This window comes from Agrobacterium sp. B1(2019), assembly GCF_008274755.1.
GTDB lineage: Bacteria > Pseudomonadota > Alphaproteobacteria > Rhizobiales > Rhizobiaceae > Agrobacterium > Agrobacterium salinitolerans.
The window spans coordinates 847,637-869,440 of the sequence record NZ_VTPB01000002.1; the positions used below are offsets into that span (position 1 = coordinate 847,637).

The following is a 21,804-nucleotide window of genomic DNA, read 5'->3' on the forward strand; positions in this document are numbered from 1 at the left end:
TGTGAAGGCGGGCAAGCGGGAAGGTCAGTCTTCTATTTTTCGCGCTTCCGAAATCAGCATGATCGGCACGCCGTCACGGATCGGATAAGCAAGCCTGGCGCTTTCGGAGATAAGTTCATTGCGGGCGCGGTCGTAGGAAAGGCGCCCTTTCGTCAAAGGGCAGACCAGAAGCTCCAGGAGCTTGGGATCGACATTGCTCATCCTGTCGTCCATGGCGGCGATCCTATTGCAGCACGTTGCCGCCCTCGCCCGATCCCTGGGCGAGAACGATCTCGGTGATGGCGATCAATGTTTCGGCCCGCGTTTTCAGGTCCGGCGCTTCCAGCAGCGCCTGTTTTTCAGCCGGTCCGAAAGGAGACATCATGGAAAGCGAATTGACGAGAACGCGATTGCCCGCCCTTTCCACGCTTTCCCAATCCGCTTCCAGCTGGTTGGCCTCCAGAAACGAGCGGAATACCCGCAGCAGGTTTTCACGGTCCACCGCATCCTCATCGTATTCGCCGGAAAGATCGGCGATGAAAGGCGCATGCCGGAAGCTGCGATAGGGTTTGCCCGCCTCCACCTCTTCCAACAGGCGGAAGCGGCACACGCCGGTGAGCGAGATGATATAACGGCCATCACCGGTTTCAGAAAAGGACGTGATGCGGCCGAGGCATCCGACCGCGCTCAGCGGACCGCCCTCAAGCCCCGCCTCGATGACATGCAGGGCGGGCTGCACCATGCCGATGATGCGATGGCCGGACAATGCCCAGTCGATCATGGCGAGATATCGGGGCTCGAAAATATTGAGCGGAAGATGGCCTTCCGGTAGAAGAAGCGCGCCCGGCAATGGAAACACCGGCACGGTTTCCGGCAGATCGTTGTTCTTCACATATCTCGCATTTCCGACATGCATGGGAATCACGCCCCCTGTTCACTGCTGCCCGGCCGGCGGACCAACCGCCACGGCCGGGATATGCCCGCACTACGAAAACAGTATCGCCGAAAGCTTCCTGCGGCCGGCAACGGTTGCCGGGTCCTTGAAGCCCCAGGCCTCGAAAAACTCCAGAAGCTGGCGGCGCGCGCCGTCATCGTCGAAGGTCCGGTCATTGCGCATGACGTACAGCAGATGGTCCGCGGCCTCGTCGCGCCGGCCTTGAGCATTCAGCACCTTGGCAAGCTTCACCCGCGCCTCGTGACGATCGGGATCGAGCGCGAGCTCGCGCTCCAGCGCCACCGGGTCGCCGATCTTACGGGCTTCCTCATATTGCGCGATCTTTTTCGAAACGAGCTGAATGCCCGCATCTTCGTTGAGTTCCGCAGGCAGCGAAGAGAGCAGTTCGCTTGCCCGCTCATATTGGCCGGCGGCGATCATGCATTCGGCGATACCGGCAATAGCTGCCGGATTTTCCGGATCGGCCTGCATGACGGCGCCGAAAAGCTGCGCAGCACCATTAAAATCGCCATCCGCCAGAAGCTGTTTTGCGTCGGTCAGAACGGCCTCGATCTCAGCCTTGGGATCGCCCGCGTCAGGTCCGGCGATCTTCTCGATGAACTGCTTGATCTGGCTTTCCGGCACGGCGCCCATGAAGCCATCCACGGGCCGACCATCGGCAAAGGCGACGATTGCCGGAATGGACTGGATACCGAGCTGGCCGGGAATCGACGGGTGATCGTCAATGTTCAGCTTCACCAGCTTCACACGGCCATTCGCCTCGTTGATGACCTTCTCGAGCACCGGCGTCAGCTGTTTGCACGGGCCGCACCAGGGCGCCCAGAAATCCACCAGAACCGGCTGGCGGCGGGATTCTTCAAGAACGTCCCTGGAGAAGGCAGCCGTCGTCGTGTCCTTGATGTGGCCGGAGGCCGCACTGTTCAACTCGCCATTGTGATGCGCGCTTGCGGTCATCTGCCCGCTATAGGAACCGCCGTAAGGATTATTGTCGCCGCTCATGCCGGTCTCCCGTAAACTTCTGTCATCTGTCTTATTTGAAGCAAAGATCGTATCTCACTCGCTGACTTTCAAGACAAGCGGCGCATGTCCGGTTGCCTCGAGAAAGCGAATGAGATCTTTGGACGCGATCGTTGTCGTCTGGTCGTTGGAAAGCGGATGGCCGTTCACCAACTCGTTTTCCAGAAGATCGCTGTCGAGCACGAAGGTGACCTGCCTGTCCGTGTCGTTGATGGCGCCGAACACCGTGACCGAACCTGGCACGACACCCAGATATTCCAGCATTTTTTCCGGTCTGCCAAAGGACACGCGGCTCGCCGCACCGATGGTCTTGTGAACGCTTTTCAGATCGACGACCGCATTTTCCTCAACGGTCAGAACGAAATACTGATCCTTCTTGTCCTTTACAAAGAGGTTCTTTGTATGGCCGCCAGGAATGAGGTCGCGCAGCGACTGGGATTCGGCGACGGTAAACACCGGTTCGTGCTGCTTCGTGGTGTGGGGAATACCGAGTCCGTCGAGAAACTCGAATAGCTCCGTTGCCGTCTTCTGGGAATTTTCCGCCATATCCTGCCGCCTGCCTCTGCCGATTCCACTATCCTTGTTTCCTGATTAAGCGGGCAACCGACGCTTGGCAACGCAAGAAAAAACAGGGAGATGAAAAATTCTCAATCATTTCCGTCGCTTGTCGCATTTCTCAAAGAAATTTTCGCGTTTTTGTCATTTCCCTGTTGCATTCCAAAATCGATTGAGCGATATAGCGCCCGTCGCCGCATGGCGGCCCACGGTTCAGCGAACTACCCCGGACCGGTGGATTTGAGCGGGTGTAGCTCAGGGGTAGAGCACAACCTTGCCAAGGTTGGGGTCGAGGGTTCAAATCCCTTCGCCCGCTCCAAATTTCCCTAAAGATAGAATCGTCATAAAAATATAGTTGTTCGCACGTGTCGAATCGTTCCGTGTCGTGCGGCTTGCAATTTGGCCTTCGCAGCCGCCTATCCGCAGAGCGCGACGGAAATTGTCCCGCTACCGGAACTTATGCGGAAGATATCCGTTTCAGACCCGAGGCTCCTAACCTCAGTTCCCCTCTGATTGCCCGCCATGAGCGGGCATTTTTTTCCGATGTCGCCGGAATAGCTTATGTGCACAACACGTTCTCCTGCGTTGTTCAACGCGGGGAAGAGCCATGTCCGCATATCCCAGAAGAATTCTCTTGATTGCCGCATTCGCCGTCTCGTCGATACCCGGCACATCGCATGCCGCCGATATCACGGTTTATCATGAGGAACGGGCTTTAACGCACAAAACACATCATCAACCGCAGCGCATCGAAAATACCTATTCCAATCCCGTACAAATGAGCTGCACCGAAAATGTCGTGTCCTATCGCTCCCCTTACGAACGGCACACGGAACAGGTCACGCTCTGCCATCCGCAGCTAAATTGGCGAACAGGACCATCAACAGCAACAATATGGTCGCCTTGATCTTGCCATAATTCATTCAATGTGCTTTTGTGCAGCCGCCCTTGTGGGAGGGGGTAGAGGTTGAGACCCGCTGGCTGCATTTTTGCAGTAAGCGGGTTTCCCTTTTTCTGGGCGAAACTTACCGGCAACCACCAAATGATTCCATCGTTTTCCCGGCTCGGAAAAGTAACGAAACACGGGCGCAGAACGACGCGGTCTGGATTTTTCATAAGAAGGAAAATGGTAGCGGGAGAGGGACTTGAACCCCCGACACGCGGATTATGATTCCGCTGCTCTAACCACCTGAGCTACCCCGCCACAGTGGAAACGTGACAGTCATGTGACCGGCCGTTCCATCAGGATGAGCGGCTTATAAGGTGCCGCTCCCCAAAGTGTCAAGCGCAAGATGCGCAAAAAATTCGCTTTCCGCATCGCTGCAAAAAGCGAATGGTTTCAGGCGGCAACCGGCTTTTCCAGAAGCGCCTTCAGCGACGCCTCGGCAGCCTCCGAGCGTTCCGACCGTTCGATGAAACCGCCGCCGTAAACGCGGGCATCGGCACCCGGCGCGGAATAAAGCACACAGGCCTGACCGGGAGCGACACCGGCCTCCCCGGTCATCAGGTCCACATAGATACCGTTTTCGTCCGCATGCAGCACCGCTTCCGTCGGCGGGCGGGTGGAGCGCACCTTGGCGAAACAGGCGAAGCCCTGCCCGGCATCGTCAGCGAGTTCGCGGTCGCCCAGCCAGTTCATGTCACGCAAATAGACCCGGCGGGTTTCCAGCGCCTCACGCGGACCAACGATGACCCGGCGGCCGCGCGCATCGAGATGCACGACATAAAGCGGCTCCCCTGTCGCAACGCCGATGCCTCGGCGCTGGCCGATCGTATAATGCACGATACCATCGTGGCGGCCGAGCACACGGCCGTCGAGATGAACGATATCGCCCGCCAGAGCCGCATTCGGCTTCAGCTTGTTGATGATATCGGTATATTTGCCCTGCGGTACGAAACAGATGTCCTGGCTGTCGGCCTTCTTGGCCACGACCAGGCCCATCTCTTCCGCCAGCGCCCGCGTTTCGGCCTTGGAGAGGCCACCGAGCGGAAAGCGCAGATAATCGATCTGTTCCTGCGTCGTTGCAAACAGGAACCAGCTCTGGTCACGGTCGCTGTCGATCGGCCGATAGAGCGCACGCCGCCCCGGCTGGCCGGGAACGGGATTGGGGCGCGACCGGATATAATGGCCGGTCGCCAGTGCATCGGCACCCAGTTCCTGCGCGGTGGCGAGCAGATCGGCGAATTTTACCGTCTGGTTGCAGGCCACGCAGGGGATCGGCGTTTCGCCCATCGCATAGGCCTCGGCAAAGGGGTTGATGACAGTTTCGCGGAACCGCGCCTCGTAATCCAGCACGTAGTGGGGAATGCCGAGCGTTTCGCACACCCGGCGCGCATCGTCGATATCCTGCCCGGCGCAGCAGGAGCCGGCGCGGTGCACGGCGGCACCGTGGTCGTAAAGCTGGAGGGTAATGCCGAGGACATCATAACCCTCGCGCTTGAGGATACCGGCCACCACAGAAGAATCGACGCCACCGGACATGGCGACAACAATCCGGGTATCTTCCGGCCTCTTGTCAAAATCGAGCGTATTCACGTTTTTTCCCATCGTCAGTCATAACGGGGGTAAAGGCCCCGCCGCCTGTCGGTCATCCGTCGCGAGAAACCTCGGCCATCAATGGGGCCGTCCTGTCTTGCCATTCTACGGATTTAAGGGCTGCATATAGAAAAGAATGGCCTCACACGCAAGTACGGGGCGGAAAACCGCCCCGTAAAGCCATGAGGTTCAGAACGTAACAGGCCTTCAAGCGCCGGCCGTCTTCTGGCCGCTGCTGCCAAACCACTTGTCGCGTTCCCGCCACAGGGCCGGCAGGGCCAGCAATCCGATGGCCGTGAAGGCGATCAGCGTCTTGTTCAGCTGCGACAGTTCCGCCGTGCGGCCGTCGAGATAATAAACGCCGTAAACGATAGCCACGTGCCAGACATAGACCTGCAGCGAATGGCGGCCGAGCAATTGCAGGAACTTCAGCGACAGCACCCAGATGACGCCTTCGGCAATGGAGCGCACGAGCGGGCGGTGGTGGTGCGGACCGGCAATCACCAGCCAGGTCAGGCCGACACCAACAGCGAGGAAGTTGATGAGATAGACCGGGCCGAAATCGGCGCGGATTTCCATGGTGGAGAATTTGCCCATCATGAAATCCGGCATCAGGCCCCAGGCGGTGGCGATGCGCAGCGGCATGAAGAACAGGCAGATGACGAGCGCCGCCTTCGGCAGCCACGTATGCTCAGGCGAGAAGATCGCCTTCCACGGAATGCGATTCTGCGCCGTCATCGCGCCCATTACCAGCGCCGAATAGAAAACGAGCTGCCAGCCAAGCAGGTTGAAGCTGACGCGGATACCCTGCTCGTCCGCACCCTTGACGAGTTCGTTGAGCGGCGTCGTCACGATCTGCTGAAGACCAAGCTGGCCCGCCATCCAGACCAGCAGGGAACCGGCCATGACATAGGCCCACTTGCCGTCAAGGCAGAGCTTAACGAGTACCGGCGCAAACAGCATGTAGACGATATACTGCGGCAGAATATCCATGAAGGTCGGCTGGAAAAGGAATGTCGCAATCGCCGCCAGACGCAGCGGATCGTCGAACGTCGTCATGCCAAGCCAGTTGTACCAGATGTAGGGCGCATGCGGGATGACCATGCGGAAAAACAGCACGGCAATAACAAGGCCCATGGCATAGCGATAAAGCTCCATGGCCCGGTTCCAGATCATCTGTTTGCCGGAATCATAGCCATATTTCATCATCTTGCGCGCATAGACCATGCCGATCAGCAGGCCGGACAGGAACACGAAACCCTGGGCGTCCTCGACAAAGGCAAACTGCCGGTGATTGATTTCAACCAGCCAGAAGCCTCCGGCAAACACCAGATGGTTGATCAGCATGAAGACGAGGAAGTAACCGCGCATCCCGTCGATCAGGTCAAAGCGTTTCATCTCAATAGCTCTCCGTTCTCGCAGGGCTTGCATGCCCGGCCATCCAGCCCGGCTTGGGAAGGGCCGGGTATTGGATTGTCAACGCTGTTTCGCGCCTCAGGTTCCCTTTCCAAAGCGGTGTAGAACCCGCGCGAAAAGTCACATCGATGTGTGTCTGCTGTGGTTAGGACGCCGGGACTGAATGCCGGATGAATAAAAGAAGGCAATTCCGTGAAGCGGACGAGCCATGCGCGGGTAACATGTCGCGACAAACAGGGCTAAAAGCGTTGCATAGCAGGACGAAGCGGAATTCACCGCCGATGGCCGCGGGAGATATCACCCGTTAGATTTATCAGTCGTTTTTTTGACCGCATCTTGTTGTCCCTTTGCCGAGCGAGCGGCGGCGTGACCATGTTTTCCGGGAGCATGACGAGCAAAGGCCCGGCGGTAACAAAAACCGCCGGGCCTTTATTTGTTAAATACGCTCCGATTCGTCAGGCAGCCGCCTGAATAGCGGCGACCTGCCAGTTGTCGTTTCCGGGGCGGCGGACGAAGGTCCACATTTCCACCGCCTCAGAAGGCTGGTGCTCGTCACCTTCGATCACCTTGCCGGAGGTGCGGTCGCGCATCACGTCGATGGCGGAGTAGCGCATCGCCACCGTCGCATAATCCTGGCCCTCTTCGTGCCATGCTTCGGCAACATCGCCCTGTAACAGCGTCACGTCGCGGACCTCGTTCTTCACGCCGCTGGTCGCGTTGTCGCTCAGTTCTTCGGCGAGATACGACATGGCTTCCGGCGTCGTCAGCTTGCGCAATGTGCCATAATCTTCGGCGGCATAAGCGGCCTGCACGTCTTCCAGCATTTTCTGGAAAGTTTCGAGATCGCCCTGGGTAATGCCGATCTCATCGCCTTCCGACATGGCGTTGGCATGAGGCGCAGGCTTTGCCGTTGCGGCATTGGCGGCCACACCGCCCGTCGCGCCGGCCAGAGCGCCGATCTTCGGAATCTTGAACGAGGATGCGGCAGAAGCCGGCTGCGAGCCGCCATTATAGGAAGAAGCGGAATGAGCCGTGCGCTGCGAGGCACCGGCCGCGCCGTAAGCGGGCTGGCCCTGACGGCGCGAGGCGAAGAAACGCATGGCGAGCATGACCAGAAGGCCGATCAGCGCCACCTGCAACAGCATGCCGAAGAAACCGGCCATGCCGCCAAAACCGCCGCCCAGCAGCATTCCGAACAGACCGCCCATCAAGAGGCCGCCCATCAAACCACCCATCATGCCGCCGAACAGGCCGCGGCTCTGCTGCGGCGCCTGCGCGCCGGGACGGGCCGGCTGAGCAGCGCTCGGCGCTGCCTGATTGGTATTAGGAGTCATGCTGCGGTTTATCGGCGCGGTCTGGCCGGGTGCCGTGCTGGTCGAGGGCGGAGCGGAATAGGTCCGCGTGCCGCGGCTGCCGAAACCGCCGCCGGCGCGACGCGCTTCCGCCATATCAACCGCCACGAAAGACACCGCGATACCAAGCGCGGCGACTGCGAACAAACCCTTGAAGCGCCGAAAGGCAGCAAACATCGTTATCTCCTGTTGGCCGCCCTCCCATGAGCGGCATGTCAGCAGGCGATATAGCAACTCATGATCATCATTTTTAGAGCGGTTGCCTTAAATTTTTTGTGATATGCAACCAATACGATAGTCACTTATATTCTGCGACGAAACATACACTGGACAAACGAAAAACCCGGCACAGGGTCTCCCCTGCGCCGGGCCTTATTGTCCCCTTGGGAGGAACGATAAGATCAGTCGACGTTGAAGGTCAGCGGCTTGACCTGGCGGATCGCCGGGTTGGCGCGCAGCTTGTCGAGCACGGTTTCGGAAACCGGACCGTCGACATAAAGCAGCGCGATGGCGTCGCCGGCTTCCTTTTCACGGCCGAGCTGGAAGTTGGCGATGTTGACGCCAGCCTCGCCGAGCGTGGTGCCCATGAAGCCGATCATGCCGGGAACGTCGGTATTGGTGATGTAGATCATGTGCGACCCGACATCGGCATCCATGTTGATGTTCTTGATCTGGATGAAGCGCGGCTTGCCATCCGAGAAGACCGTGCCGGCAACCGAGCGGATCTGGTTTTCCGTCTTGACCGTCAGCTTGATGTAGCCGTCATAAACGCCGGTCTTGTCGCGCTTGACCTCGGAAAGGATGATGCCCTTTTCCTTGATCATGACCGGGGCGGAAACCATGTTCACATCCGCAACCTGGCTGCGGATAAGGCCGGCCAGCAGGGCGCTGGTCAGCGCCTTCGTGTTCATGCTGGCGGTTGCGCCATCATAAAGGATTTCGATTTCCTTGGTGGCGCTTTCCTGCACCTGACCGACAAAGGAGCCGAGAACATCCGCCAGACGGATGAAGGGCTTCAGGCGCGGCGCTTCCTCAGCCGTGATCGACGGCATGTTAATGGCGTTGGAAACCGCGCCCTTAACGAGGTAATCCGACATCTGCTCGGCAACCTGAAGGGCGACGTTCTCCTGCGCTTCCGTGGTCGAAGCGCCGAGATGCGGCGTGCAGACGACATTCGGCAGGCCGAAAAGCGGGCTCTCGGTGGCGGGCTCGACTTCGAACACGTCAAAACCAGCGCCGGCGACATGGCCGGACTTGATGGCTTCGGCAAGGGCTGCTTCATCCACCAGACCGCCACGGGCGCAGTTGACGATGCGCACGCCCTTTTTGGTCTTGGCGAGGTTTTCAGCGTTCAGGATACCGCGCGTCTTGTCGGTCATCGGCACATGCAGGGTGATGAAATCGGCCTGGGCCAGAAGTTCATCCAGTTCAACCTTGGTGACGCCCATTTCCTGCGCGCGCTCCGGCGACAGGAAGGGGTCATAGGCCAGAACATGCATCTTGAGGCCAAGCGCACGCGAGCAGACGATGGAGCCGATATTGCCCGCACCGATGACGCCGAGCGTCTTGCCGGTGATTTCGACACCCATGAACTTCGACTTTTCCCACTTGCCGGCCTGCGTGGAGCTGTCGGCTGCCGGAAGCTGGCGGGCAACTGCGAACATCAGCGCAATTGCGTGTTCTGCCGTCGTGATGGAGTTGCCGAAGGGCGTGTTCATGACGATGATACCGCGGCGCGACGCGGCCGGGATATCGACATTGTCGACGCCGATGCCGGCGCGGCCGATGACCTTGAGGTTGGTCGCGGCTTCGATCAGCTTTTCGGTTGCCTTGGTGGCAGAGCGAATGGCCAGGCCATCGTAATTGCCGATGATTTCAGCAAGCTTGTCCTTGTCCTTGCCGAGCTTCGGCTGGAAATCGACTTCGACGCCACGATCGCGGAAAATCTGGACGGCGGTTTCCGACAGTTCGTCGGATACGAGTACGCGAGGTGCCATGGTTCACGGGCTCCTTGAAAAACGGTGCAGTTTTGAAAGCGGGGAATGTGCGGCCCTGCATCAGCGCAGGGCCGGTATCAAAATCAGGCGGCAGCCTTGGAAAGTGCTGCCTTCTGCGTCTCATATGCCCAGGCGAGCCAAGGCATGACGGCTTCCATATCCGCCGTCTCGATGGTCGCGCCGGCCCAGATGCGCAGACCGGACGGGGCGTCGCGGTAAGCGCCGATATCGAGGGCGACATTTTCCTTTTCGAGCAGGGCGACGACGCCCTTGGCGAAATCGGCCTGTGCGGCGGCATCCAGCGCCTGCACTTCGGGATCGACGATCTTCAGGCAGACGGAGGTGTTGGAGCGGGTTTCCGGCTTTACGGCCAGATTGGCGATCCAATCGTTCTTCTCGATGAAGTCGTAAATGACCTTGGCATTGGCATCGGCACGGCCGATCAGCGCCTTGAGGCCACCGAGATTCTTCGCCCACAGCAGCGCATCGATATAATCTTCAACGCAGAGCATGGACGGCGTGTTGATGGTTTCGCCGGTGAAGATGCCTTCGATCAGCTTGCCGCCGGAGACCATGCGGAAGATTTTCGGCAGCGGCCATGCGGGTGCGTAGCTCAAGAGACGCTCGACGGCACGGGGCGAAAGGATGATGACGCCATGGCCGCCCTCGCCGCCCAGAACCTTCTGCCAGGAGAAAGTGACGACGTCGAGTTTCGTAAAATCCATGTCCTGTGCGAAGGCCGCCGAAGTAGCGTCGCAGATGGTCAGACCCTTGCGGTCAGCCGGGATGAAGTCGGCATTGGGAACGCGAACGCCGGAGGTGGTGCCGTTCCAGGTGAAGACGACGTCACGGTCGAAATCGACTTCAGCAAGGTTCGGCAGCAGGCCGTAATCGGCCTCCAATTTGCGGACGTCCTTCAGCTTCAGCTGCTTGACGACGTCAGTGACCCAGCCAGCGCCAAAGCTTTCCCAGGCGAGCATATCGACGCCGCGTTCACCGAGCAGCGACCAGAGCGCCATTTCAACGGCGCCGGTGTCGGATGCGGGAACGATACCGATGCGATAATCGGCAGGAACATTCAGAACTTCACGGGTGAGATCGATGGACTGCTTCAGCTTGGCTTTGCCAACCTTGGCGCGATGCGAGCGACCGAGCGGCGCATCAGAGAGAGCATCTAGCGACCAGCCGGGACGCTTCGAGCAGGGACCAGAGGAAAAATGCGTATTGCCCGGACGGACGTCCGGCTTCACGATATCTGTCATTTGACTACCCTTCCAGATAGGCGCTCCACGTTAGGGTGGAGTGTCCTGACGCCGTTGCTATTCCTGTCGCCCATCCCAGTCAAGCGGAATATGTCGCTACGCAGAAGAATCTTGGTCCATATGCGTCATGCGCCGCGTCAGGTGCCGGTAAAACAAAACCGCCCGCACCCAGAGGATGCGGACGGTCTGAAACTACCAGCAAGGCGTGACGTTTATTTATAAACGGCAGGCTGCAGCGGAATATCGGCGGGCGGCATGTATTGCGCGGTATCGCAGCCGTTGAAGACATAACGGCCGCCGACGCGCACTTCGTGCGAATAAAGACCCTTGTCACGGCCCGGACCGCCGCCGTTCTCATAAGCGAACATATCGCCCTTGTTGATGTGGCGGAAACGATAGCCGATATCGGCCTTCAGGTTACAGGTGACATCGATGGATGCACCGGCCATCAGGGCGTAGGCGAAGCGCCATTTGCCCTTGCCGCCATGTTCGGTGGTCGGGTCGCAGTAGCCAGATCCGTCCGTTGCACAGGACGTGTTACGCAGCTTGTCCCACTTGACGTAGGATGCGCCGATACCGCCACCCACGTAAGGCGTGACACGGCCATAAGTGCCAAGATCGACATAGGCGTTCGCCATCAGCGTGTAGGCCCTCAGCGCACTCAGGTCCGTCGAGACGCAGTCAGCACCGTTGCCGCAATAGCCACGAGTAGAGCCGCGAAAATCCGACTTACCCATGTAGTCGAAGGTTAAGTCGCTGCGGAAATAGTTGTTGAACTGATAACCGACGCCGGCGCCGATGATATAGCTGTCCTTGATCTTCGCTGTCTCGAAATCCGCGAGATAGCCGCCGGGGCCACCCTGATAATAATGGGCGCCGCGCAGCTTGTTGAAGGAATAACCGACGTCGCCGCGCAGGTACCAGCCACTCGCCTGGGTGACGGTCACTTCGGGTGCATCGACATAAGCAGGGGCAGGCTCGGCTTGATAGAGATCGGCAGCGATGGCGCTGGTACCGGTCAGCAGGACGGCCAGAAATCCGGCCAGGGCGTTTTTCATGACTTCCACTCCAGAAGAGACACATGCGGTTTCGGCGTCAGATGCCAGTGAATTCTTCAGTCATGAAGATTGTCGTAAAATGGTTAAGTCCCGATTAAAATGGAAACCTGTATTACAACAATCGTTACTGAAAATGGTAAACACACTGATACGGTTTGCGCTTTCTTAACCCTAAAACGCATAGGTTAAGGAAGTGCAAAAGCCATTGGGCTGATCCGGTTATGGATGAAAGCCTTACAGAAATTGGCACCTCTCTTTGCACGCAAGGCAGAAGAGATCGTGACAAAGCTCCGCCAGTTTGGCGTGCTGAATGCACCGGACGGCACGATGGCGGAAGCGACCCTTGGGACAGCCGGCGAGAACGCCGCCCCTATCTCTCGCTCCAACTCATCGTATAACGCGTACCCACCTTCCGGTCCGGGTGGGTATGTGTCTGATCGACACGGGCGCCGATGTTCTGCGCCATCGCCATGATCAGTTTCGTGCCCAACCCTGTGCCCTTCGGCGATATGTGCGGGTTCGACCCTATCCCGTCATCTTCCACAACCAGAATGAATTGCCCATTCTCTTCAGAGAGGTTGACCCGGACGGCGCCGGTTTGATCGGGGTAGGCATATTTGAGCGCGTTGGTCAGAAGTTCTGTGATGATGACGCCAAGCGCAACGGCATGGTCCGCATTCAAATCGACCTCACACAGCGACGTTTCAACAGTGATGGAGGAAGAGCCGGGCACGGCCTGAAACAGATCGCCAATGATCGAGGTCAGATAGGAATTGAGAGAGACCAGACCCACATTCGCGGTGTTATAGAGACTGCGGTGAACGCCGGCGATTGCCGAAATCCTGCTCTGCGTTTCCAGCAACGCGGTTTCTGCTTCCTGCGACTTTAGGGTATTTATTTGCAGTCGGATCATGGCGGAAACCAGTGAGAGACTGTTCGCGACACGATGGTTCATCTCTTTCACCATCATTTCCGCGTGCTCTTTGGCCTTCACCAGCAAACGGTCGGCCTCTTCCTTCGTCTGGCGCAGGCGATGGTTTTCCAATGCCTGGTTAATGGCCGTGAGCAGAAGCGGGAAGAAATCATCTCCGACATTCTTGATGACGTAGTCGGCAGCACCTGCCCTGAGCGCATCCATGGCGATCTGCGCCTCGTTGGACCCCGTCACATAAAGGACGGGAACACGCGCCGGTATCGTCTCGATAGCGGCGAGAAACTCCATGCCCGTCGCGGTCTGGAAATAATGGTCGAGAACGACGACATCGAACTGCCCGTTTTGAAAAAGCTCGAGCCCGGACGCCACCGAGGCGGCATGAACCACCTCCATTCCGTGGCGACCAAGAACGCGGCTCGAAAGCCGGGCCAGAGCCGGGTCGTCATCGACATATAAAACGCGCAGAGCCATCGTGCCTTCAAGGTATCTGAATTACGGAAAAGAACAGGCCAAGATTTTTGATGGCAGTCGCGAAGCCCTCATAATCGACCGGCTTGGTTATGTAAACATTCGCGCCCAGATCATAGCATTTCTGAATTTCAGTCTCGTCATCGGTAGTTGTCAAAACCACGACGGGCAAACGACGGGTGTATTCGTTGCTTTTGATCTGCTCGAGAATGTTGATGCCCGACATGTCAGGGAGATTGAGGTCGAGCAGGACAAGAAGATAACGGTCTTTGCTGACAAGACCATCTCGACTTTCGCCCAGTATATAGTCAAGCGCCTCAGCTCCGAGCGTAAACGGCACGATCTCGTTGTTCACGCCGGCCCGCCGCACGTTCTTTTCGATCAGCCGCGCATGGCCCTCGTCGTCTTCGATCATCACGATCGTCACTTCCTGACCGGTCGCTTTCATGTGTCGCCTTCCTTCGTCACTCGTCTGAGGTCACTCGGCAGCAGCAGGACAAACGTGCTGCCCTCACCGAGTTTGGACTCAACTCTAATGTCACCTCCTAAATTTCTGATTAGCGAACGAACATGGGCAAGGCCAATACCCTCTCCCGGCTGGTCCTGATTGCCCGCCCGGCGAAAGAGTTCGAAAACCCTTTCGAGATCCTTCTCACCGATACCGCGCCCATTGTCGCCGACTTCGATACAGATCGCACCACGCCCGGCCGGATAGGCGCGCGCCGTCAGCCGCAGCGGACGACCAGGCATCTGGTATTTCACCGCATTATCGAACAGATTTCCGAGAATCTGATCGAGGGATATGCGGTCGGTCACGATCGTCAGCTTCGGCGTGTCGACATCGATCTCGCCGCCGTTCGCCGTGATCTGGTGGCGTACCGTCTCGGAAAGTGACAAGAGCAATGTTTCCACATCGACCTTCTCGGGCTGCAGCTTGCGCTGGCCGTCGCGGGATATTTTAAGGATCGCGTTGATCAGCTGATCCATTTTGCGGGTGGATGAGCGGATAAAGCCGATAGCCTCGGGAATATCCTCTTCCACCGCCAACCGAGCCTCGCGGACGACGTCGTCGGCCAGAGTTTTCCCATCCGCAAGGACATAAGCATTCACCGACTTCAGCGATGTGTCGAACTCGGAGAGAAAGCCCATTATATTCACCAGCGGCGCCCGCAGGTCGTGTGTAACGATGTAGGCGAAGCGCTGGATTTCCTGATTGGCGCGGCGGAGATCGCGTGTCCTGCCTTCTACACGTTCCTCCAGATTCCGGTTAAGCTCGTCAACATCCTCCCGAGACCGGGTCAGGGCCTTGATATAGGTGAAGACAAGGAAGATCGAACCGCCGACGACAAGGAGAATTGAAAGCGCGCCGCCCACGGTTACCCATCGGAGTGTATTGGCGGCATCAAGCTGATCATTAACAATGACACGCAAACGATCGTCGACATTCGATTGCAGATTAGACAAGATGGCTCTGATCTCGCTCATGAAGCGCTTGCCGTCATTGTTGCGAACGATCTCAATTGCCTCCGTGATTCGACCCGTGCGCTGCAGCTCAATGGTTTCGCTTGTCTCCGCCAGCTTGGCTTCGATCGCCCGCCTCAAGCCGGAAAGAGACTGCGCATATTGAGGCTGTTCCTTCAGCAGATCGAAGAGTCTTGACTGGCGTTGCGGCAAGCCACGCAGAGCCTCTTCATAAGGCGCCAGATATTCGGAGTTGTTGGCAAGCAGATATCCTCGTTGCCCGGTTTCAATGTCCTGCATCGCCGTCAGCACGTCGAAAACCGCGGCACGAAAACGTCGGAGTTCCGCAGTCTCCTGAGAGTACCTGTTATTCACCTGGACGAGCCATAGAGACACGGAGACCATGCCAATCAAAATCGCAACACCCACGGCCAGCATCAAAAGGCTTCGTTTGGCAAACGGTGAAAAACCAGTCACAGCAATACATTCCCGGTAGGCGCTAATTAGTTGTGCAAGCTAGAGTATGACAACACCGGAGGCGACTGTTTTCTTTTTATCGATCCGTGGAACCAGCGCGGGGTTCAGGGGTTTTGCAATGTTGATTGAAAGCGGCCTGCGGGGCCGAAGTAATGAGAATACGGTGACAATGAGCTACGATTTCCAGGGAAAGCAGATCCTCGTATTGGAAGATGACGCACTTCTCGCGATGGATATGGAAGATTTTCTCTCCGACCTCGGCGTCAATGTTGTCGGGCCGGTTTCCCATGTTGACGCCGCGCTCGAAAAAATAAACGTCACCGATCTCGACGGCGCGGTCATTGATCTCAATCTGAGGGGAGAATTGTCCTTCCCCGTCATCGAAGAGCTCAAGGCGGCGAACATTCCCTTCGTCATCTGCAGCGGATATGCGGAAGTACCCGGTGTCCGGGCTCAGCTGGACGGCCTGACGGTCGTTTCCAAGCCTTGCGATTTCGACAATCTCTCGCATGTTCTGGCCAATGAGTTTTCACTGACCGACTAGGGCCGAGCCGATCACGGCTTGGCGCCCCACCTTCATCTTTTCATCCGGCATCTTTTCATCCGGCGACTCAATCCAGGGGAAAGAGGACCTGATATTTCAGGCCGCCGCGATCGTAGCGAATTTCACTTTCAGCCTGCAGTTCGTATTGCGCGCCCTTTGTTATCAGGGTCGTTCCAAAGCCGGTTTCCTTTGGCGCGGAAACAGGCGGGCCTCCGCTTTCCTGCCACCTTAGGTCAACACGGTCGCGCCCATCTCCGTCACGCAACTTCTTCCAGAAAACCTCGACCTTTCCGTTTGCGCCGGATAGAGAACCGTATTTCTGCGCGTTCGTCGCCAGTTCATGCAGGATCATTCCCAGCGCCAAAGCTGATTTTGGCGACACATGCACGCCATCCGGACCGTCAAGTTCGACCCTGCTCGCAAAGACATTATGCGGCTCGATCGCGCGCTTCACGACGTCTCTCAGGTCAGTCTCGCCCCAATTGCTCTGGAAAAGCAGGGCATGGCTCTCCGCCAGTGAACTCACGCGGGCCACAAGCCGTTCCTGATAATCCTCGATCGAGGTGCTGCCTTTTGCCGTTCTGCGGATGATGGATATGACCATCGCCATGGTGTTCTTGACGCGATGGCTCAGCTCACGAACAAGCAGTTCCTTGTGCAGCTCCGCCCGTTTCCGCTCCTGTTTTTCCCGCGCTTCCGCCAGCGCACGCTCGACGGCGGACGGCAATCTTACCAGCCGCTGCTTCAGCACGTAATCCGTGGCGCCGCGCCGGAATGCGTCGATCGCAGCATCCTCGCCCAAAACTCCGGACACGAAGATGAACGGCGTATCGGGTCGGGTCTGCATGACGACGTCAAGCGCCGCCATGCCGTCGAAATCCGGCAGGGAGAAATCCGCAAGAATGATATCAAACTGCTGTTTTTCCAAAGCCTCTATGAACGACGCCTTGCCGACCGCCCTGGTCACCAGCGGAGGTGGCGAAATACGCGAAAGCTGGTCTTCAATCAGTTCTGCATCGACCGAGCTGTCCTCAAGGAGAAGAAGCTTGCCTGCCTCCATTCGCCGCACCGCCTCATCCACCATTGCGACGTGCACCGGGTGGCGGCTCGTTCAGGACAGCCCAGAAAACTCCGAGATCCTGTATAGCCTTAAAAAACTGGGTGAATTCCACGGGCTTGACGACGAAGGCGTTAACGCCGAGTTCGTAGCTCCGCACCAGGTCCTGCTCCTCTCGAGATGACGTCAGCATGACGACCGGAATGTGCCGCAAATGATCAGCGCCCTTTACCCTTTGCAAAACCTCAAGCCCGTCCACTTTCGGGAGTTTGAGATCGAGAAGGACGACAGCCGGATCGCCGGCAGGCCGGTTGTGATAGCTGCCGGTGACAGTGAGATAGTCGAGCGCCTCGGCGCCGTCGCGCGCCACCACCACCTCATTCGCCAGCTGGCATTTCTCGAGAGCGGTCAGCGTTAATTCCAGATCGCGCGGATTATCTTCCACCAGCAGAATAGGTCTGAGTTCAGGCAATGTCGTCCTCTTTAATCTTCATAATCGGCAATCGGAAGGAGAACGTGGCTCCCTGACCGACAGTTCCCTCAGCGCCGACCGAACCGTGATGGCGCTCGACAATTCGTCTCACCAGCGCAAGTCCAATGCCCGTGCCCTCGAAATCCTCGACGCGCTGAAGCCGCTGAAACACGCCGAAAAGCTTGCTGTAATAGGCCATATCGAAGCCGACACCATTGTCTTCGACGGAATAGGTGACGTCGTCTTCGCCTTCAACCGCTGAAATGCTGATGATCGAAATCGGCTGCCGGGAGGAATATTTGATGGCGTTTTCGATCAGATTGTACCAGACCTGCCGCAACAGGGTCGGATCTCCGAATATCACCGGCAGTTTTCCGATCCGCCATTCGATCTGGCGGTCAGCAACCGCCGGATCGAGAGAACGGCGGACTTCGCTCACCACCTTCTGCATATCGACCGGCTTCATGGTAATCTGCGTGCGGCCAAGCTGAGAAAAATTCAGAAGATCATCCACCAGCCTGCCGGCGCCGAGCGCCGCCTCGGATATCATCTGAAGATAGTGCAGGGATTTCTCGTCCAAGGTGTTGCTGCGCTCGCGCAATAATTGCGCAAAACCGACGATATGGCGGAAAGGCGCGCGCAGGTCGTGCGAAACGGAATAGGAAAAAGCCTCGAGTTCCTTGTTGGTCCGTTGCAGCTCCCGCGTCAGATCCGCCATTTCCTCCGCCTTGCGCAGGACAATACCGATGATCGCGCTGCGCAGTTCCCTTGCGGCTGCAAGCTCGGGCTCCGACCACGGAGACGCCGTGCCGCGCAATTGCTCCTTCCAGATTTCGAAGGACTTGCGCGGATGGATCCGTCCGCTTTCCTGCACCGTCTTGTGCGGATCGCCGCCCCAGCGCACTGTTTTTATGACCTCCGGCCGAAACCAGATCAGCCAGCTTCCATGCAGTTCCGAAACCCGCATCGCGATAATCCCGCTGGCGGCGGATGCATAGGCCGAAGCACGAGGGTAATCGCCTGCCAGATTATCGGTTGCAAGAACATCGGTGACATCCTGCTCACCAAGCCACAGGACCAGCTCTTCAACCTGCTGCCGTGAAGGCGTCTTGCCGATCAGTTCATATTTATCGCCAAGAATAAGCGCAGCACCATCGGCTCCCACCTGTTTCAGCAGGTCTTCTCTTTCGTCGTCGCCTGCAATCAGACCGTCAACCCATTTTTCGGCAGTCGCCATCCGCTTCAGCAGACGCGCCTGAACGTGGCCAAGCTCCACGCGGCGGGATGCATCGTGAGAACTCTGCTCCATCGCTATCCGCATCGACAGTAGCTGCGCCGCAAAATCACAGGCTTCTCGCACGGCAAGCGACACCGCATGGGGTGTGGCGTGGTGGCAGGCGATCAGGCCCCACAGGGCGCCGTTAACGATGATCGACACCGACATGGAAGCGGCCGTGCCCATGTTGCGCATATACTCAAGATGAACCGGAGACACGCTGCGCAGCTGTGAAAAGCTCATATCGAGCACCGCCCCCGTTTCCGCATTCACCTGCGGCCTCACCGAGACGGGCCGATAATTGGCATCGGGGATCATTCGCAAACGGTTGATAGCATAGAGTTGCCGCGCCTGCGGCGGGATATCACCCGCCGGAAAACGTAGTCCAAGATAAGACGGCAAAGCCCCGCTTCCGGCTTCCGCCACGACGTGGCCGCTCCAGTCCGGCCCGAAGTCATAAATCAGGGTGCGATCATACTCACTGATTGCGGAGACCAGTTGCGCTGTCCGAAAAAGCGCGTCGTCCAGCGACGGCGCGCTGTTCAGATATTGCGCCAGACGGGTGAGTTCGCCCATCAGCCTTTCAGCCGATTCGCCCTCCCTCGTCTTTTCCACCTCAACGATAATCAGAGGGCCGGATCGATGCGCCGAAACATCGAGTTTCTTTTCGGCCCAGACATATCGGAAAATGCTCTCTTCACTGGAATACCAGGCGGACAATGCTGCGAGAAACGGCAACGCCACCTCGCTTGCAACGGCGCCGATCGGCACTGCCCGACCAATATAGTCAGCGAAATTGTCACTGGTCTGCACCACGGAAAATTCCCGCGCAGACAAGACCAGAAGAGCCCCATGCTCCTGAATAGCGCCGGGGATATGGATGGGCTCGGCGCCGCAACTATCCAGTTTCGGCGTAACTGAACTCATAACTTTCTCCAGCTGCTCCTTGTGCAAGAACGTTCGACCTGCTCAAAAGATGCGGCCAGCCTATTCATTATTGCGGGGATGTAAACGTTCGTTTCGGCAAACGTTTCGAGAGCGGTTTTTGAAACGCGCCCATGCCGATTGCGGGGTGCTAACACTAAATCCCCTTCAGGAGGTAGTGCCCCACCCCCCACACGTCACCACCATCATGCCCGAAAAGCCCCGCGGTGGCCAGGAAGAACAATCGCCACCGCCTTTCCCAAAGCCGCGCATCGGCGCCATAGGTTTGTTGCAGAATGGGTCGGATGCGGTCAATTTTTCTGTCGAAGTTTTCGAGCCAATCGAGAGCTGTCCGACGATAGTGCGACCCTGACCAGCGCCACTCCCGCTCGACGGTGAAAAGCTGGTTGAAGCGATGGGGAAGGTCAAAGGCCGGCATGATGCCGCCGGTGAAGAAATGCCGGGCGATCCAGTCGGCAGGATTGTTATGGTCGAAACGATAGGATCGGTCGCGGTGGTTAAACACATGCATGAAAAACCTGCCGTCCGGCTTCAGCCACGCATGAACACGCTCAAACAACACGCGCCAATTCGACATGTGCTCGAACATTTCCACCGATACGACACGGTCGAAGCGATCGTTCGTCGTGAAATCATTCATATCGGCCGTTATTACAGAGAGATTTGAAAATCCGTATTCTCGCGCACGACCGATTATATATTCGCGCTGCGACACGGAATTCGAGACTGACGTGATGCGCGCATTGGGAAAACGGCCGGCCATATAAAGGGATAACGAACCCCATCCGCAGCCAAGTTCCAGAATATCCATCCCGTCTTCAAGGCCGGCATGGGCCGAGGTCTCGACCAAGGCAACATTTTCAGCTTCATCAAGCGTCGTCGTGGCATCGTCATAATAGCAGCAGGAATATTTGCGCTGCTCTCCCAGAACGAGCGCGAAAAATGCCGCTGGCACTTCATAATGCTGTTTGTTCGCGTCGTCGGTATGGCTGGCGACGGGAAATTTCACCATATCCGCCGCGAAAGCCTCTTCCACATCGGCTGGGATGGCGGCAAGCCGCCGCTTCGTCCGTGCGCAGAGCATATCTATTCCGGCAAGCGTCACGCTATCGCTAAGCGGCGTGCGCTCGGCGGCGTTGATGGCGAGTGCGAGCATGTTCATGGCCTGTCCTCGTTCTTGCGCGGCCCCGGGAAAAAGGCGTTGACGCGTTGTTGAAGGGCGCGGAATTTTTCCCCGCGCGATTGCAGCATATGGTTTTCAAGCGGCGGAATGCCGGAGACATGGACAAGCAGCCAGTACATCATCGCCGGTGCGGCGAGCGACGCCCATGACAAGGCCGGCCCCTGAATGGCCAGCAGCGGAAAACTGCACCAGAAAAGCCATTCGAAAAAATAATTGGGATGGCGGGAATAACGCCACAGGCCGGTTTCGCAGACACTGTTTTTTGCCGCTGCGGTCTTTCTGAATTTCGAGAGCTGGGCGTCGGAGAGCGCTTCGCCTGCCAGCGCGCCAAGGGCAAGCACCATGGCGATCACGTCAACGATATGCGGAAAACCATGGGTGTTGCTTGCGGCGAGATAGACCGCAAGAACGAGTACAAAAGCAGCGATTGCCTGTATCTGCAGGAAGATGAAGAGCCGCAGGGCGGCAGCGCTCCCCCATTGCTCCATAAGCTTTGCATAACGGGGATCTTCCCCGCCTCCTCGCGTGCGCATGCCGATATGGCCGGCAAGCCGCAGGGACCAGACAACGACCAGAAAAAGTGTAGCACCGCGCCGCCAGCCGTCTCCGCCGGCAAAAACAACGGCGAAAATTCCGCCAAGCCCGACGCTCGCCGCCCACACCGTGTCGATCCAGCCGCTTGAACCGGTTGCTCTCTGCAACGCCCAGGCGCCTGCCATCAGAAGCGACATAAGAATGGCCAGCGCCAGGACAACAGAAAACATCACCACTTCGCTCGCCATTTTTGAACAGTTTGAGGTCGGGTTTCGTGATTGGAAATACGACCGAACCGGCAAAAGAGTTTCAGGCACCGGACAAAA

General features: G+C 57.8%; 20 protein-coding genes and 2 tRNA genes. 3 read left to right on the top strand and 19 right to left on the bottom strand.

Annotation, left to right across the window (positions count from 1 at the left end; all coding sequences use genetic code 11):
- Positions 1 to 24: 24 nt before the first annotated feature.
- From AGR1_RS18670 to AGR1_RS18685, 4 genes are all read right to left on the bottom strand, one after another.
- Positions 25 to 213 (bottom strand): Trm112 family protein, encoded by a 189-nt coding sequence (locus AGR1_RS18670; protein ID WP_003497541.1) that lies wholly within the window; start codon positions 211 to 213, stop codon positions 25 to 27.
- 10 nt (positions 214 to 223) lie between these two features.
- Complete coding sequence (locus tag AGR1_RS18675) at positions 224 to 895, bottom strand: LON peptidase substrate-binding domain-containing protein (protein WP_162927588.1); 672 nt, start codon at positions 893 to 895, stop codon at positions 224 to 226.
- A gap of 69 nt (positions 896 to 964) precedes the next feature.
- Positions 965 to 1,933: a thioredoxin gene (gene trxA, locus AGR1_RS18680; RefSeq protein WP_149147833.1), complete on the bottom strand. Its 969-nt coding sequence runs from the start codon at positions 1,931 to 1,933 to the stop codon at positions 965 to 967.
- Positions 1,934 to 1,987: 54 nt separating this feature from the next.
- A complete protein-coding gene (locus AGR1_RS18685; RefSeq protein WP_149147834.1) occupies positions 1,988 to 2,497 on the bottom strand; it encodes a prolyl-tRNA synthetase associated domain-containing protein in 510 nt (169 codons plus the stop codon).
- A 253-nt stretch (positions 2,498 to 2,750) separates the two neighbouring features.
- On the opposite strand from AGR1_RS18685, the gene AGR1_RS18690 reads away from it, so the two are divergent.
- Both AGR1_RS18690 and AGR1_RS18695 read left to right on the top strand, forming a co-directional pair.
- Positions 2,751 to 2,825, top strand: a tRNA-Gly gene (locus AGR1_RS18690).
- Between the two features lie 288 nt (positions 2,826 to 3,113).
- Complete coding sequence (locus AGR1_RS18695) at positions 3,114 to 3,413, top strand: hypothetical protein (RefSeq protein ID WP_149147835.1); 300 nt, start codon at positions 3,114 to 3,116, stop codon at positions 3,411 to 3,413.
- Positions 3,414 to 3,633: 220 nt separating this feature from the next.
- On the opposite strand, the gene AGR1_RS18700 is transcribed toward AGR1_RS18695, so the two are convergent.
- From AGR1_RS18700 to AGR1_RS18745, 10 genes are all read right to left on the bottom strand, one after another.
- Positions 3,634 to 3,710 (bottom strand) — tRNA-Met (locus AGR1_RS18700).
- 135 nt (positions 3,711 to 3,845) lie between these two features.
- Positions 3,846 to 5,042, bottom strand: coding sequence for a tRNA 2-thiouridine(34) synthase MnmA (mnmA, locus tag AGR1_RS18705; RefSeq protein WP_149147836.1), 1,197 nt, complete (start codon positions 5,040 to 5,042; stop codon positions 3,846 to 3,848).
- A gap of 207 nt (positions 5,043 to 5,249) precedes the next feature.
- Positions 5,250 to 6,440 (bottom strand): OpgC domain-containing protein, encoded by a 1,191-nt coding sequence (gene opgC / locus AGR1_RS18710; protein WP_149147837.1) that lies wholly within the window; start codon positions 6,438 to 6,440, stop codon positions 5,250 to 5,252.
- A 473-nt stretch (positions 6,441 to 6,913) separates the two neighbouring features.
- Positions 6,914 to 7,987 (bottom strand): Tim44 domain-containing protein, encoded by a 1,074-nt coding sequence (locus AGR1_RS18715; protein ID WP_149147838.1) that lies wholly within the window; start codon positions 7,985 to 7,987, stop codon positions 6,914 to 6,916.
- Between the two features lie 224 nt (positions 7,988 to 8,211).
- Positions 8,212 to 9,807: a phosphoglycerate dehydrogenase gene (gene serA, locus AGR1_RS18720; protein WP_149147839.1), complete on the bottom strand. Its 1,596-nt coding sequence runs from the start codon at positions 9,805 to 9,807 to the stop codon at positions 8,212 to 8,214.
- Between the two features lie 83 nt (positions 9,808 to 9,890).
- Complete coding sequence (locus tag AGR1_RS18725; RefSeq protein WP_149147840.1) at positions 9,891 to 11,069, bottom strand: phosphoserine transaminase; 1,179 nt, start codon at positions 11,067 to 11,069, stop codon at positions 9,891 to 9,893.
- Positions 11,070 to 11,281: 212 nt separating this feature from the next.
- Positions 11,282 to 12,127, bottom strand: coding sequence for an outer membrane protein (locus AGR1_RS18730; protein WP_080795081.1), 846 nt, complete (start codon positions 12,125 to 12,127; stop codon positions 11,282 to 11,284).
- A 370-nt stretch (positions 12,128 to 12,497) separates the two neighbouring features.
- Positions 12,498 to 13,532 carry a response regulator gene (locus AGR1_RS18735; RefSeq protein WP_149147841.1) on the bottom strand — a complete coding sequence of 345 codons (1,035 nt, stop codon included), beginning with the start codon at positions 13,530 to 13,532 and terminating at the stop codon, positions 12,498 to 12,500.
- A gap of 7 nt (positions 13,533 to 13,539) precedes the next feature.
- The gene (locus AGR1_RS18740; RefSeq protein WP_077985250.1) at positions 13,540 to 13,977 is read right to left on the bottom strand and encodes a response regulator; all 438 of its coding nucleotides are present in this window, start codon (positions 13,975 to 13,977) and stop codon (positions 13,540 to 13,542) included.
- Positions 13,974 to 15,428 carry a CHASE3 domain-containing protein gene (locus AGR1_RS18745; protein WP_149148020.1) on the bottom strand — a complete coding sequence of 485 codons (1,455 nt, stop codon included), beginning with the start codon at positions 15,426 to 15,428 and terminating at the stop codon, positions 13,974 to 13,976. The genes AGR1_RS18740 and AGR1_RS18745 overlap by 4 nt, the downstream gene beginning before the upstream one ends.
- A gap of 208 nt (positions 15,429 to 15,636) precedes the next feature.
- Here AGR1_RS18745 and AGR1_RS18750 point away from each other — a divergent pair, with 208 nt between their 5' ends.
- On the top strand, positions 15,637 to 16,011 hold the full coding sequence (locus AGR1_RS18750; RefSeq protein ID WP_080795073.1) for a response regulator: 375 nt from the start codon (positions 15,637 to 15,639) through the stop codon (positions 16,009 to 16,011).
- A 67-nt stretch (positions 16,012 to 16,078) separates the two neighbouring features.
- Here the strand turns inward: AGR1_RS18750 and AGR1_RS18755 are convergent, their stop codons facing one another.
- The 5 genes from AGR1_RS18755 to AGR1_RS18775 form a co-directional block, all read right to left on the bottom strand.
- Positions 16,079 to 17,107, bottom strand: a complete 1,029-nt coding sequence (locus AGR1_RS18755; RefSeq protein ID WP_236760813.1) for an HWE histidine kinase domain-containing protein — start codon at positions 17,105 to 17,107, stop codon at positions 16,079 to 16,081.
- Positions 17,085 to 17,540 carry a response regulator gene (locus AGR1_RS18760; protein WP_080795067.1) on the bottom strand — a complete coding sequence of 152 codons (456 nt, stop codon included), beginning with the start codon at positions 17,538 to 17,540 and terminating at the stop codon, positions 17,085 to 17,087. The genes AGR1_RS18755 and AGR1_RS18760 overlap by 23 nt, the downstream gene beginning before the upstream one ends.
- The gene (locus tag AGR1_RS18765) at positions 17,533 to 19,743 is read right to left on the bottom strand and encodes an ATP-binding protein (RefSeq protein ID WP_149147842.1); all 2,211 of its coding nucleotides are present in this window, start codon (positions 19,741 to 19,743) and stop codon (positions 17,533 to 17,535) included. The genes AGR1_RS18760 and AGR1_RS18765 overlap by 8 nt, the downstream gene beginning before the upstream one ends.
- 154 nt (positions 19,744 to 19,897) lie before the next feature.
- A complete protein-coding gene (locus AGR1_RS18770) occupies positions 19,898 to 20,923 on the bottom strand; it encodes a cyclopropane-fatty-acyl-phospholipid synthase family protein (RefSeq protein WP_149147843.1) in 1,026 nt (341 codons plus the stop codon).
- On the bottom strand, positions 20,920 to 21,708 hold the full coding sequence (locus AGR1_RS18775) for a DUF1295 domain-containing protein (protein WP_149147844.1): 789 nt from the start codon (positions 21,706 to 21,708) through the stop codon (positions 20,920 to 20,922). The genes AGR1_RS18770 and AGR1_RS18775 overlap by 4 nt, the downstream gene beginning before the upstream one ends.
- Positions 21,709 to 21,804: the final 96 nt, after the last annotated feature.